Annotated in this window: 14 protein-coding genes and 2 tRNA genes; 12 read left to right on the forward strand and 4 right to left on the reverse strand. The window is 40.0% G+C overall.

Features of this window, described 5'->3' with window-relative positions; genetic code table 11:
* Positions 1-2: 2 nt before the first annotated feature.
* Genes ACHSBP_RS11280 through ACHSBP_RS11295 form a run of 4 tightly spaced genes read right to left on the reverse strand, consistent with a single transcriptional unit; the run spans position 3 to position 1,689 of the window.
* Positions 3-260, reverse strand: coding sequence for a DsrH/TusB family sulfur relay protein (locus ACHSBP_RS11280; protein WP_010560004.1), 258 nt, complete (start codon positions 258-260; stop codon positions 3-5).
* The gene (tusC, locus tag ACHSBP_RS11285; RefSeq protein WP_100913445.1) at positions 260-616 is read right to left on the reverse strand and encodes a sulfurtransferase complex subunit TusC; all 357 of its coding nucleotides are present in this window, start codon (positions 614-616) and stop codon (positions 260-262) included. Before tusC ends, ACHSBP_RS11280 begins: the two co-directional genes overlap by 1 nt.
* A complete protein-coding gene (locus ACHSBP_RS11290) occupies positions 613-966 on the reverse strand; it encodes a DsrE family protein (RefSeq protein ID WP_395388892.1) in 354 nt (117 codons plus the stop codon). The genes tusC and ACHSBP_RS11290 overlap by 4 nt, the downstream gene beginning before the upstream one ends.
* Before the next feature lie 57 nt (positions 967-1,023).
* Positions 1,024-1,689 carry a Bax inhibitor-1/YccA family protein gene (locus ACHSBP_RS11295; RefSeq protein ID WP_395388893.1) on the reverse strand — a complete coding sequence of 222 codons (666 nt, stop codon included), beginning with the start codon at positions 1,687-1,689 and terminating at the stop codon, positions 1,024-1,026.
* 244 nt (positions 1,690-1,933) lie between these two features.
* Here ACHSBP_RS11295 and ACHSBP_RS11300 point away from each other — a divergent pair.
* The 12 genes from ACHSBP_RS11300 (at position 1,934) to ACHSBP_RS11355 (ending at position 14,373) form a co-directional block, all read left to right on the forward strand.
* A tRNA-Ser gene (locus ACHSBP_RS11300) sits at positions 1,934-2,024 on the forward strand.
* Positions 2,025-2,038: 14 nt separating this feature from the next.
* Positions 2,039-2,129, forward strand: a tRNA-Ser gene (locus tag ACHSBP_RS11305).
* Positions 2,130-2,216: 87 nt separating this feature from the next.
* On the forward strand, positions 2,217-2,594 hold the full coding sequence (locus ACHSBP_RS11310) for a hypothetical protein (protein ID WP_395388894.1): 378 nt from the start codon (positions 2,217-2,219) through the stop codon (positions 2,592-2,594).
* 141 nt (positions 2,595-2,735) lie between these two features.
* The gene (locus ACHSBP_RS11315; RefSeq protein ID WP_395388895.1) at positions 2,736-3,191 is read left to right on the forward strand and encodes a GAF domain-containing protein; all 456 of its coding nucleotides are present in this window, start codon (positions 2,736-2,738) and stop codon (positions 3,189-3,191) included.
* Position 3,192: 1 nt separating this feature from the next.
* Positions 3,193-3,483, forward strand: coding sequence for a hypothetical protein (locus ACHSBP_RS11320; RefSeq protein WP_010560010.1), 291 nt, complete (start codon positions 3,193-3,195; stop codon positions 3,481-3,483).
* 17 nt (positions 3,484-3,500) lie between these two features.
* Positions 3,501-4,151: an RNA chaperone ProQ gene (gene proQ, locus ACHSBP_RS11325; protein ID WP_010560011.1), complete on the forward strand. Its 651-nt coding sequence runs from the start codon at positions 3,501-3,503 to the stop codon at positions 4,149-4,151.
* Between the two features lie 11 nt (positions 4,152-4,162).
* Positions 4,163-6,187, forward strand: a complete 2,025-nt coding sequence (prc, locus tag ACHSBP_RS11330; RefSeq protein ID WP_100913442.1) for a carboxy terminal-processing peptidase — start codon at positions 4,163-4,165, stop codon at positions 6,185-6,187.
* Positions 6,188-6,324: 137 nt separating this feature from the next.
* Complete coding sequence (gene nhaC / locus ACHSBP_RS11335) at positions 6,325-7,785, forward strand: Na+/H+ antiporter NhaC (RefSeq protein ID WP_010560013.1); 1,461 nt, start codon at positions 6,325-6,327, stop codon at positions 7,783-7,785.
* Between the two features lie 18 nt (positions 7,786-7,803).
* Complete coding sequence (pepN, locus tag ACHSBP_RS11340) at positions 7,804-10,407, forward strand: aminopeptidase N (protein WP_395388897.1); 2,604 nt, start codon at positions 7,804-7,806, stop codon at positions 10,405-10,407.
* A complete protein-coding gene (locus ACHSBP_RS11345) occupies positions 10,397-10,624 on the forward strand; it encodes a DUF2835 domain-containing protein (protein WP_010560015.1) in 228 nt (75 codons plus the stop codon). Before pepN ends, ACHSBP_RS11345 begins: the two co-directional genes overlap by 11 nt.
* Before the next feature lie 277 nt (positions 10,625-10,901).
* Entirely contained in the window at positions 10,902-12,995 is a 2,094-nt protein-coding gene (locus tag ACHSBP_RS11350) for a DUF1302 domain-containing protein (protein ID WP_010560016.1), read from the forward strand.
* 10 nt (positions 12,996-13,005) lie between these two features.
* Entirely contained in the window at positions 13,006-14,373 is a 1,368-nt protein-coding gene (locus ACHSBP_RS11355; RefSeq protein ID WP_395388898.1) for a DUF1329 domain-containing protein, read from the forward strand.
* The last annotated feature ends 20 nt before the right edge of the window (positions 14,374-14,393 follow it).

A 14,393-nucleotide genomic window follows, 5' to 3' on the forward strand; every position in this document is an offset into this window, starting at 1 on the left:
AATTACCAAGTAATATGTTGTTCGCTGTCAACAATGAGCTCAACCCACTGTTGATCAGAAATTGTGATGATCGTTTCGTTTGAGACAGCGCGTGCCTTCATATCAACATCAAGTGCGTATAGGGTGTTTTGACAAAATGCATCAATATAGCAATTAACGCTGTAGCAGGCGTCGGATAACAGTAAGAGCTTATCATCGGGGGCAATAATAAGTTGATGCTGTTGATAATGCGATAAGGGCTTATTAAATATATGCAGCATTATATTGTTACCACCTGATGCTGTTGTTGAAGTAATGCCTGTTTTTCAGAGGTATCGAGCGTAATGATGTCGTATGCAAACTGAGTAATATCTAATCCGCGTTGCTTCATTGAGTGTTCGCACACATAAATGTGCTCAATATCGTAAAGGCTCAGGGTACCAAAGGCTTTCAAGTAATTTTTAATCTCGAGTGACTCAATTGATTGGCCTTGAAGTAGGGCATAAAGTGCATCGCCTTGTAAAAGCAAACTAACTTGCTGATCAATAGCGGCAAAAATTAGCGCCATATCAAGACTTTCTTTGAGACTACCATCATTAAAAGGAGAAGCATTACATACAATTAGGTAGTTTTTCATTTAATCTGCACCCATTTATCAGCTTTGCTAGCATCCATCGCAAACTCGGCAAGACCTGCAACTTCAAAGGGTTCACAGCGTGTAATATCGAGCCCCCGTTTTTCGGCTGCAGTAACGCAAAGTGTCAGTTTAATACCTAAATCGGCCAGCGATTGCCAAATATCAGTTACTTGTAACTCATCTGACGGCAGTGAAAAATGACTACTGGCGTGAAACACCGCATCTTGATAGAGAAAAATCCCAGATACAGTGTGTCCTAGCGCGAGTGCGCTTTTAGTGAAACGTAACAAATGTTGCAAACTGTCGTGTGCGTTAACACTTGCATGATAACTAATAATAATATTGGCCAAAATTTACCTATAAAAAAGCCCCGGAGAACGGGGCTTATTTTATTAAACTTTTAGCGTTTAGTCATTATTTGCACCAAGTAGATGCAGGATAGACGTAAATAAGTTATATACGTTTAAGTATAGGCTAACAGTTGCACGGATATAATTTGTTTCACCGCCGTTAATAATACGGCTAGTGTCGAACAAAATTAAACCAGACATAATAAATACGATGGCAGCGTTCATCGCCATAAATACGATTGAGCTACCTACGAATAGGTTTACTAGGCTAACTAGTACAACAACAATTAAACCTACGAATAAAAAACCACCAAGGAAAGAGAAGTCTTTCTTAGTTGACATTGCATAGGCTGATAAACCAAAAAATACAAGTGCTGTAGAACCCAGCGCTTGCATAATAAGCATCGGGCCGTTTGGCATTGCTGCATAGTAATTTAACATTGGACCGAGTGCTGCACCCATAAGACCTGTAAAAACAAATACCCATGGTAAGCCAGATGCACTGTCTGCTTTCTTATTAACTACAAATAAGGTGATCAGACCGCCGATACTAAATACAAGACCCATTAAGTAAGGTAATTGCATTGCCATTGAAATGCCTGCTGTAACAGCACTAAATAACAATGTCATACCTAAAAGCATATAGGTGTTGCGTAGTACTTTATTTGTTTCAAGTACCGACTGCGCCGATTTTGGCGAAGAGTACGTGTGATTAAAGCTCATAAATAACTCCTTAAATTGAAACGCATTCCTGTTAGGTTTCAGAACTGCGAACAGCATATCAATTAACATGTTAGGTAGCAATTCTATTCCTTTATTAGAACGTTGAAGTAGGGTATTTAGTTCAATTTAATTTAAAAATTTGACTGCATTATGTACGGGTTGCATGTTTATTGCGCGGTTGACAAATAAATTGAAAAAAAAGCTTCACAAGTGAAATAGAATCCCCTAATATTCGCCCCGCTGCGGAGAGATGGCTGAGTGGTTGAAAGCACCGGTCTTGAAAACCGGCATAGGTTAATAGCCTATCTAGGGTTCAAATCCCTATCTCTCCGCCACTTTCTTTTTATGCGGAGAGATGGCTGAGTGGTTGAAAGCACCGGTCTTGAAAACCGGCATAGGTTAATAGCCTATCTAGGGTTCAAATCCCTATCTCTCCGCCACTTACTCCTCTCTATATACTTAAGTCTACTGTTAATTATTTATCTATTTGCCATGCTTATCGTGTGTTTAACGCATTTGGCACGATTATGGATAAAAAAATTGTACTTAAGGGTGTTGCCTACTCCTTGTTTTCTCCCTTTCTGATTGGTTGTTTAATCGGTATTTATTATGTTGCAGTATTAGATGGCGCGACAACTAAACTATTTTTGTCGATAGTTTTAAGTGCGGTTGCAAATGCACATATAGTAGGGTTAACCATGGCGATATGTGTTGTACCTGTTTACATGTATTTGCAAAAGCGAAATAAATCAAATAACACCGCAATGATAATGGCAGCGATATTTGGTGGTGCGTTATTTAGTTTTATGTTTAATGTCGCGTCAGGGCAAGTATTTGTTGTAAATACGTTAATGGCAACGCTCGCAGCAAGCATATTTATTTTTACATTAAAACAGCAAAAATAAATTTCAGAGTCGAATAATTAGTAAACAATTAAGTGAATATTTAGCGATATTCACTTTTTTTAGCTTAAAAAGGTTTCATTTGTTGTTATGAAAGAGTACCTTTAAGCTTTGTGAATATTGAATTGTTAACTTTTCTACGTAATGAATAAAGAAAGCTTATATCAAAGTCTGAACAACCAAGTAGTTGCTTTGATTGAAGACGAAACCAACCTGATAGCGAACCTTGCAAATGTAAGTGCTTTGTTAAATCTTTCACTTGAAGATATTAACTGGGTGGGGTTTTATTTACTGGAAAACAACACATTAGTTTTGGGACCGTTTCAAGGTAACCCAGCGTGTGTTCGTATCCCTGTTGGTAGAGGCGTATGTGGTACAGCATTTGCCGAAAAACAAACACAGCGCATTGACAATGTTCACGACTTTGAAGGGCACATTGCATGTGATGCCGCATCAAATTCAGAAATCGTTATTCCACTTATTAAAGACGGCAATTATATTGGCGTGCTTGATATTGATAGCCCAAGCCTAAGTCGTTTTGATAGTGATGATCAAACTGGCCTAGAGCGAATTATGGCGTCATTGGCAGAGCATCTTTAATATGAAGGACTGGCTTAGCGTACAAGATTATTTGTTTGGTATAGATCAGGTAGGTGATTGGGAAGGGCAAGAAGAAACCGTTGCGGAAAACTTGAATGAACTGATTCATGTTGCATGGCAACAACTGCCTGACGAAACAGACGCAGATACGATTGACAAAATTATTGAAGGTATTTGGCAACATTTACGCGGTGATACTGCAATTTTGGAAGCTGAACACGAAGAATTAATCGATTGGGTGTTACATTACGTGACAAACCAATTGGAAAACAACTTAGACGAAGAGATTTAAAACTTAAGGTTAAAAACATGGACTCTACTAACAAGCTAAAAGACATCAAAGAGGTATTAAATTACCTTTTCACAGAGTTTCCAGCCTGCTTCAAAGAGAAAGACGGCATCAAGCCGTTGAAGGTTGGTATCTTTAAAGATATTGCTGAGCGCATCGAAAACGATGAACGCGTAAGCAAAACACAGGTTCGCCAAGCGCTTCGCAAATATACGTCTAACTGGCGTTATTTAGAATCTGTTACAAAACACGAGTTCCGTATTGACCTTGATGGTAACGATGCAGAAAAAGTTGAGCAAGAACACGTTGAGCATGCAAATAAAGCACTAGAAGAAAGCCGTGCTAAACTTGCTAAACGTAAGAAACCTGCACCGCGTAACGCTGGTGAAAAGAAATCTTACAAAAAGAAAGGCAATTTTGCTGATAAAAATGCTGCAAAAGGAACTAAATTTAGTTCTAGCAACACTAATAAAGACAAACCTGCGCGTCGTTCTAATAAAGTAGAAGCGCTACCTTCAGGTGATATTAAAGTGGATGCTGAAGTAAAAGTTAAACTTGGCCAAGCTTTAGTAAAAGGTACCATCACCGAAGTGAATAAGGAAGACATTCATGTAGTGCTTGTAACAGGCATGCAGGTGAAAACGAAAGCAGAGAGTCTATTTATCGTATAAGGAGACAGTGTATGAGTGAGAAGTTTAGGCTTATTCCACTGGCGGCAGCGCTATTTTCAGCAAATTTATTTGCTTCTGCCGATAATATTAGCATCGAAAACTTACCTGAGTTAAAACAGGAAATTCAGCATATTGCTGCAACCAAGCGAATAACCAATTTATTTACTCGCTCGCACTACAAACTTATTCGATTAGACGATGACTTATCGAGCCAAATCTACGACCGATTTATTGAGTCGATTGATAGTAACAAAAGCTTGTTCATGCAATCAGATTTGGCTAAATTCGACCATTTCAAGTATGAAATTGATAATGCATTAATTAAAGGTGATATGTCTTTTGCGTTTGAAATTTTTAACTTGAATATGCGTCGTCGTTTTGAACGCTTCGAATATTCACTTTCTTTACTTGATAAAGAAATGAAATTTGACGTTGAAGACAATTACTTTTTTGATCGCGAAGATGCAAAAATTCCAACCACCATGGCGGAATTGCATGAAATCTGGCGCCAACGCGTCAAGTACGACGCGCTTCGCTTAAAGCTTACAGGCAAAGAATGGCCTGAAATCCAAGAAATTCTGAAAAAACGTTACCGTTACACGCTAAAACGTATTTCACAAACAAATAGCGAAGATGCATACCAAATTGCAATGAATTCATTTGCAAGAAGCATCGAAGCACACACTTCTTACCTATCGCCACGCCGCGCTGAACAGTTTAAGCAAGATATGCAGCTTGAATTAGAAGGTATCGGCGCAGTATTAGGTGTTGACGAAGATTACACTGTGATCCGCTCACTTGTCCCAGGTGGTCCAGCATCTAAAACCGAAAAACTAAAATCTGATGATCGCATTATTGCCGTTGCACAAGGTCAAGAAAGCTTTGTTGATGTAATCGGTTGGCGCTTAGATGACGTAGTTGATCTAATAAAAGGGCCGAAGGGCACCAAGGTAAGGTTACAGTATCTAAAAGGTTCTGATTCGCACGGTACGCCACATGAAGTGGAAATTATTCGTGATAAAATTCGCCTTGAAGATAAAGCAGCTAAATCAAGTGTATTTGAACCAGTTTACTCAGAACTTGATACCAAAATCGGTGTCATTGAGATCCCAGGTTTTTATAACAACTTGTCTAAAGACGTTAAAAAAGAGCTAGCTAAATTACAAGAACAGAATGTAGACGGTATTGTGATCGACCTGCGTGGTAATGGCGGTGGTTCGTTATATGAGGCGACACAATTATCCGGTTTGTTCTTCGACAAAGGCCCCGTTGTTCAAATACACAACATTAACGGCAAAGTTGAAAAACAAAAAGATCGCGACGGCGTTACCTATTACGACGGCCCGTTAACCGTATTAGTGGACCGTTACAGCGCATCAGCGTCAGAAATTTTTGCTGCGGCAATGCAAGACTATGGTCGCGCAGTTATTATTGGTGAGCAAACCTTTGGTAAAGGCACAGTGCAACAGCACCGTAGCTTAACAAAAGCATTTGATTTATTTGAAAATCCGCTTGGCAGCGTGCAGTACACAATTGCTAAGTTCTACCGTATTAATGGTGGCAGTACGCAGCATAAAGGCGTGATCCCAGATATCACATACCCATCGCCAATTGATCCCGCTGAGTGGGGTGAAAGCCAAGAAGACAATGCATTACCTTGGGATCACATTCGTAAAGCGAATTATTCAAAACTTGACGATTTAACGCCAGCGATTACGTTTTTGACTGATAAACATAAAGAGCGTATTGCAGGCGAGCCTGAGTTTATCTACCTCAATGATGACATTGCCTTGTATCAAAAAGAGAAAGACCGTGCATCTGTGACGCTTGTTAAGGCGAAACGTGAGAAACAACGCGAAGAAGACAAGCAAAAGTCGCTCGCTCGAGCGAATGAAAGGTTAAAACGTCTAGGGCTTGATCCAATTGCATCACTAGACGATGCACCAGACGTACTTGATGAAATCGACCCGGGACTTGAAGAAGCGGTTCATATAACATCAGATTTTATTAAGTATGGCCGTTACGCAAAACATTAATTTATAACTAATGTAGTAAGCGCCGATTTTCACAAAGTCGGCGCTTTTTTATGTAAAACTAAAAATAATAAAATTCAACGCTTCGTGCTTATTCAGAAGTCAGTTGATAAATAATGACAACAATTTGAGGTATCTTTGTGAAGCAAGTAAAACAAGCGACCTTTTTAGACGCGTTAATTCCAATTAGCGTTTTAGTGCTACTGCTTGGCACATCCGTTTATCTATACAGCGACGATTCGTCGTATGGCCCAAACCAAATAGCGTTACTATTTTCAGCCGCAATAGCAGTAATCATTGGTCTTAAAAATGGTTTTAAATGGGCCGAACTAGAAGAGGCGATGATTAAAGGCATCACCATTTCTCTTGGCGCCGTATTAATTCTACTTATGGTAGGGGCATTAATAGGCACTTGGTTACTGTCGGGCACAGTACCGTCGTTAATTTATTTTGGCTTGCAGCTGATAAACCCGCATTGGTTCTATGCCGCAAGTTGCATATTGTGCGCTATCGTTGCCTTGAGTATTGGTAGCTCATGGACAACAGCTGCAACAATCGGTGTTGCCTTGCTCGGCGTATCAACGGGTCTTGGCCTTGATCAAGTTGTCACTGCGGGCGCGGTTATTTCGGGTGCTTACTTTGGTGATAAACTGAGCCCATTGTCGGAAACGACAAACTTAGCACCGGCGGTGGCTGGCAGTAATTTATTTGACCATATCCATCATATGCTTTGGACTACAGTGCCGAGCTTTGTTATCGCGCTGATTATCTTCTTAGTAATGGGTTTTAATGCTGAAGGCGTACCAAATGAAGGACGCATAGAGGAGATTTCTAATATTCTACTTCAGAATTTCAATATTGGTATTGAGATGTTAGTGCCTTTAGTTGTGTTACTGACATTAGCAATTAAAAAAATGCCCGCATTCCCGGCGGTTGCCATTGGGGCGCTATTTGGCGCGGTTTGGGCGATTATTTTTCAACAAAACTTAATTGCAGGGCAGATTGAGTCTGGTGTATCTCACTTTGTTGGTACGTTTAAATTGGTATGGGCTGCGCTATTTGATGGTTTTAGCATTACAACTGGTGATGCGAAAATGGATAGCTTATTAAGTGGTGGCGGTATGTCAGGCATGCTTAATACGACTTGGTTAATTATTTGTGCGTTAATGTTTGGTGCTGTAATGGAAAGAGTGGGCCTACTAAAAGTCTTCGTTTCTAGCATTTTAAAAATCGCAAAAAGTACCGGTTCATTGATTGCGTCGACCATTGCTACCTGTATTGGCACTAACCTAATCGCGGCAGATCAATATATGGCAATCGTAATGCCTGGACGCATGTATAAAGAAGAGTATGAAAAACGCGGGCTTGCCAACGTTAACTTGTCACGAACATTAGAAGACGGCGGTACTATCACAAGCCCTCTTATCCCATGGAATACCTGTGGTGCGTATATGCAAAGCGTACTACTCATTAACCCGCTTGATTATGCGATGTATGCATTCTTTAATTTAATTAATCCATTATTGGCAATTATTTACGCCTACTTAGGCATTAAAATTTTAAAAATTACGCCAAAGCATTTACAGACAAGCGATGAATAATTTTGTGGAGCAAACGTTATGACAACACAAGAAAAATCAACTAACCAAGCTAAGTTCAGAACTGATTATAAAGCACCGGATTACACGGTTTCGTCACTGTATTTAGAATTTGACTTAAAAGCGACTCAAACCCGTGTATTACAAAAAGCGCAGTATCAGCGTGTCGGCGCGAATAATGAGTTATGGCTAGATGGCGTCAATCAAACATTATTGTGCATTAACGTAAATGGCTTACCGTTTAGCGATTATGAAATGTCTGAGCTAGGTTTGACGCTGAAAAACTTGCCAGCAGAGTTTGAACTACATATCGAAACTGAAATTGACCCACAAAACAATACGTCACTTGAAGGGTTATATTTATCCGATGGTGCTTACTGTACACAATGTGAAGCTGAAGGGTTTCGCAAGATCACTTATTTTCAAGACCGTCCCGACGTATTAACCAAGTATACAGTAAAGGTTATTGCAGATAAGGCGTTTACCCATTTATTGTCTAATGGTAACAAAATTGAGTCTGGCGAGTTGGCTGATGGGCGTCACTTTAGCACTTGGCAAGACCCTTACAACAAACCGAGCTATTTGTTTGCATTAGTGGCAGGTGATTTTGATGTATTACATGATAACTTTAAAACACGCTCTGGCCGCGATGTAAAACTCGAGCTATTTGTTGATAAAGGTAATCTTGATAAAGCTGATCACGCAATGGCTTCGTTAAAGCGTGCAATGAAGTGGGATGAAGAGCGTTTTAACCTTGAATACGATCTTGATATATACATGATTGTTGCGGTTGATTTCTTCAATATGGGGGCAATGGAAAACAAAGGGTTAAATGTATTTAACTCAAAATGTGTATTGGCAAACCAAGCTACTGCGACCGATCGAGATTATCACACCATTGAAAGCATTGTGGGTCACGAATATTTTCACAATTGGACAGGTAACCGAGTAACGTGTCAGGATTGGTTTCAATTATCGTTAAAAGAAGGTTTAACGGTATTTCGCGACCAAGAATTTAGCTCAGACATTGGCTCACGTGCATTAAATAGAATTGATGCAGTAAAAGTGATGCGTGGACCGCAGTTTAGTGAAGATGCAGGTCCGATGGCACACCCAATCCGCCCTGAAAAAGTTATCGAAATGAATAACTTTTATACAGTTACTGTATATGACAAGGGTTCAGAAGTGATCCGTATGATGCATACAATTTTGGGGGAAGAAAACTTCCAAAAAGGCATGCAATTGTATATTGAACGCCATGATGGCACAGCGGCGACATGCGATGACTTTGTTAAAAGTATGCAAGACGCATCTAACATTGATCTTTCGCTTTTCTCGAAATGGTATAGTCAGTCAGGTACACCTGAGCTTGCGGTAGAGCGAGAATTTAATGATGCTGACAATACACTAACGCTGACTGTGTCGCAGTTTACACCAGCCACGCAAGATCAAATTAAAAAATCGCCATTGCATATTCCAATCGCACTAGAACTTATTTCACCTGAAGGTAAATCACAACCCTTAGTTATTGACGGCAATAAGGTTGACCGCGTTATCAACCTAACAGATGCACGTCAGCAATTTATATTTGAAAATATTGCAAAAGACACTGCGGTCGTCTTTTTAGAAGATTTCTCAGCGCCATGTAAAGTGAAGTTTGAACAATCTCTTTCTGAGCTAATCACGATTGTTAAATATGCGCGCAGCGATTTTTCAAAGTGGGATGCGATGCAGCGTATAATGGTTGACGCGCTAAAAGCAGGCATCGATAACGGCACGCAAATTAATGAAGAAATAGTGGCGTTGTTTCGCTATTTACTTACCTCAAACGTTAAAGACCTTGCGTTATTAAGTGAGCTTTTAACATTGCCGAGTTTCGATACGGTTGCAAGTGATTATCATCCAATTCCTGTAGATGCCATTACTGATCAGTTGCATGCAGTAAAATCATTTTTAGCGAGCGCGTTGTTAAGTGATATCGCAGCGCGTTATCAAACACTAAACGAAAACGGTGAGTTAGATGCAACGAGTATTGCAACGCGTGCATTAAAAGGTCGCTTACTTGATTATCTTGCAGCGGCAGATTGGCAGGATGTAGATACTGAGCTTGAGACGCAATTTACCAGCGATAACATGACAAACAGCTTAAACGCGCTGTCAGCAGCATGTGAAAATAAACGAACCAGCCACGAAGGTTTACTCGAGCGCTTCAAAGATAAATGGCATCACGATGTATTGGTATTGGATAAATGGCTTGCACTTAAAGGTCGATTGAAAGGTGACAATACAACAAATGTGATCCGCGCTATGTTTGAAAGTGGTGAAGTTGATATTACTAACCCAAATCGTGTACGTGCATTGCTAATGAGTTATTGTATGTTTAACCCGCAATCATTCCATGCGCTAAATGGTGAAGGGTACCGTTTGCTGACGGATTTACTGATTAAACTCGATAAAATTAATCCGCAAAATGCAGCACGTTTAATTACGCCGCTGTTAAGCTTTAAGCGTCATACCGATGAACGTCAATTGCACGTTAAAGCGCAATTACAACGTCTTGCTGATTTACCAGACCTCAGCCCGGATTTGTTTGAAAAGGTGAGTAATGCGTTAAATGGAGCGTAAAACCTACTACTTTTCAATTAATTTAAACTATCAAGAGTGTATGGCCTATTATAAAGGCCACTACACCAGCGTTCAGGTACTAAGTGATTGTGGTAAAACAATTCGCTTCGCTGCAGAAAAATTACGACCTTTTATGTCATCAATTGGCATAAAAGGGCGTTTTCGCATCCATTTAACCACCGAAAATAAATTTATTTCAATAGAAAAAGTTAATTAAAATCAATTTCTTATGTGTTATTTTGCCGGTGGGGTTTGAACTTTTTCAAGTTCTTTTCATTAAGCACTTTTCATTTCGATTGTTTAACTGGTAAGATGTCTTACCTATGTGATTAGAAAGTAGAATATCAAATAACAAGAGCGAATATGTAATCGAATTAATTGATTACGCTATATCTCATGTTTTACTTGTAATTTTATGAATTGCTTTCTATCGTTACAAGCATACTAAAAACAATAACTTGATAACAAAACAGCCCGCCATAGGGGGAATATATATGATAAAAAGTCCTCTTTTTGTCAAAAATAAACTGGCTTTAGGTGTTACAGCCGCGTGTATGGCACTTGCAAGCCAAAGTGCTTCAGCTGCATCATTTGAAGTTGGTGGTTTTGAAGTACAATTTGACTCTACTTTTTCTTACGGTACTAGCTACCGTGTAGAAGACCGTGATTTCGATACTCACATTGGTAAATCTAATCACCCTCGCTTTGATTGGACTGGATACCATCCAGCACTTAACCCAATCTACACATCAGATCAAATCTGGGCCGAGCCAGGTATTTACTCAAATAATGGTGATGCCGGTAACCTTAACTTCGATAGCGGTGAAGCATTTTCACAGTTATTAAAAGGTACCCATGAATTAGAAATACGCAAAGACAACTTTGGTTTCTTTACGCGTTTTATGTATTTCTATGATTTTGCTCTTAATGATAAAGACTTAGCATACAAAAACCCGACGTCAGGACAGGGCGTTGACCCATGTGCAAATAAAGAGTCGGAAGAGCTTGTGTGTAAAGATCTTCGTTTACTTGATGCATTTGTGTATGCAGACTTTGATTTGAATGATGGCTACAACCCATTGTCAGTTCGTTTAGGTCAGCAAGTAATTAACTGGGGTGAAAGTGCCTTAATTTCACATGGTATTAATATCAACCCAGTCGACGTGGATCGTTTAAAAGCACCTGGTGCTGAAGTTAAAGAAGCCTTTATTCCTGTAGGCATGTTGTGGGCTTCACTCGGTATTACAGAAAACCTTTCAGCAGAAATGTTTTATCAATATCAGTGGCACGAAACACGTCTACCTGTAGCTGGAACCTATTTCTCTACTAATGACTTTGCGGCGGTAAACGGTAATGCTAACAATGTTCAGCTTGGTTTTACATCAAACCCAGATATCGATTTAGCGTACTTAACTAACTCACTAAACAGCATGTATGGTCAATGGGGCCAAGTTGTTGCCGCGCAAGGTATGGATCCATCAAGCGCTGAAGCGCAATCGCTACTTGCTAGCATGTATTTAGCACATCCAACTAAAGTTGCGATTAAAGCCAATGGCGACAAAGCACTTAAAAAACCAAAAGATTCAGGCCAGTATGGTTTGAAATTAGGTTGGTTTGTACCTGAGCTTAATGAAACTGAGTTTGGATTTTATTACGTAAACTACCATGAGCGTAGACCGTTAATTTCAGGTAAGGCGTCAGACTTTACTGCTGCTGGAATTGGCCACGACTTAGCGTATATCGCTACAAACACCATTAATGCAGACAACATCACTAATTTAAAAGGCTTTACCGAAGCACAGCTTGAATATCCAGAAGATATTCAAATGTATGCACTTAGCTGGAACACAGCCATTGGTGAAACAGCGTTTGCTGGTGAATTCACTTATAGAAAAGACGAGCCATTACAAATTGATGACGTTGAATTGCTATATGCCGGTATGGCCGAGCAGTTGGCAAACCCTGGTGTGCCAGATGCAGTGCGTCAGGACATGTTTGCAGGTATCTCACAAGTAGAAACTGTGTCACCAAGTGAAGTTGCACAAGGTTATATTCTACGTGACTCTGCGCAGCTTCAATTTAGTTTTTCACACTTATTTGGCCCATCTTTAGGTGCAGATAGTTGGGCGGTATTAGGTGAAGTAGGTGGAGTACACGTTATTGATATGCCAGAGTATGATGAACTTCGGTTGAATGCGCCAGGTACCGGTCGTAGTGGTATTATGCAAGGTCCAGCTGATGATTACACAGCACTTCACTTGTTATTATCTAACGGTCCTGAAACTAATCAATTTGCATCAGCAACATCATGGGGTTATCGCCTAGTTGCTAAAGGTGAATACAATAACTTATTCGCTGGCGTGAACTTCTCACCACGTGTTGTATTCTCACACGATGTTAATGGTACAACGCCGGATCCAATGTTCTTATTTGTTGAAGATCGCATGTCTACTGCTGTTACCCTTAATTTTAACTATCAAAACCAGTGGTCATTTGACTTTGGTTACAATAGTTTCTGGGGTGGCGGTAAAGCCAATGGCTTAGCAGACCGCGATTATGTTTCATTTAATATTAAGTATTCTATTTAAGGGTAACAATATGATTAAAAAACCTACCCTAGTGGCTCTAGCATTGTGTAGCGTATTTAACGCTTCACAAGCTTTAGCTAAAATTTCACCAGAACAAGTTGCTCGTTTAGGTCAAGATTTAACACCACTTGGTGCAGAAAAGGCGGGTAATGCGGATGGCTCAATTCCATCATGGGAAGGTGGTATTACAAAAGCACCTGACAACTATAAAGTAGGTGATCACCACCCAGATCCATTTGCTGACGATAAAGTATTATTCACTATCGATAAGTCGAATGTTGAACAGTACAAAGAGATGCTTTCTCCTGGTCAGGTAGCGATGTTTGAAGCTTATCCAGATAGCTTTAAAATGAATATATACCAAACGCGTCGTAGTGCGTCATACCCACAGTTCATCTATGATGCAACGAAAAAGTATGCAACAACGGCAGAGCTTGTTGAAGAAGGTAATGGTATTAAAAATACTGCAATTGGTATTCCTTTCCCAATTCCTGAAACAGGTCTAGAAGCCATTTGGAACCATATTTTACGTTACCGTGGTCTTTCGATTAAGCGTTATGGTGGTCAAGCGGCTCCAACGGCAAGCGGTTCATACAATATCGTGGGCTTTGATGAAAAACTACTGGTTAAGTATTCAGAGCAAGATGCAACGCCTGAGTCTCTGCAAAAGTCGAATATCTTGTTTAAGTTTAAGCAAGAAGTAACTGAACCTGCGCGTTTAGCGGGTACGGCACTGCTTGTTCACGAAACAATGGACCAAGTATTAACACCACGTCAGGCTTGGACTTACAACACCGGTCAACGCCGCGTCCGTCGTGCACCAAACGTTGCATATGATGCACCGGGAACGGCGTCGGATAGCTTACGTACTACTGATGACTTCGATATGTTTAACGGTTCACCAAACCGTTACGATTGGAAGTTATTAGGCAAAAAAGAAATGTACATTCCATATAACAGTTACAAGCTACATAGCGATGAGCTGAAATATGAAGACATTTTGAAGCCTGGTCACATTAACCCAGAACACGTACGTTATGAAAAACACCGTGTTTGGGTAGTAGAAGCGAATCTTAAAGAAGGTACGCGTCATATTTATAAGAAGCGTGTATTCTTTATTGACGAAGATAGCTGGCAAATTCATGTTGCAGATCTTTATGATAACCGCGACCAGTTATACCGTGTAGCAATGGCGCATGGTGTGAACTACTACGAAGTACCAACTCATTGGAGTACTTTGGATGTTTATCACGATCTTAACTCACGTCGTTACTTAGCAATTGGCTTAGATAACGAAGAGAAGATGTATGACTTCCAAGAAATGTTCAAAGACACCGAGTTTACTTCAAACGCATTACGTCGCTCTGGTCGACGCTAAATAATAATACGGCCCGCGAG

Origin of the sequence: Pseudoalteromonas sp. XMcav1-K (genome assembly GCF_044005875.1) — a bacterium.
GTDB lineage: Bacteria > Pseudomonadota > Gammaproteobacteria > Enterobacterales > Alteromonadaceae > Pseudoalteromonas > Pseudoalteromonas spongiae.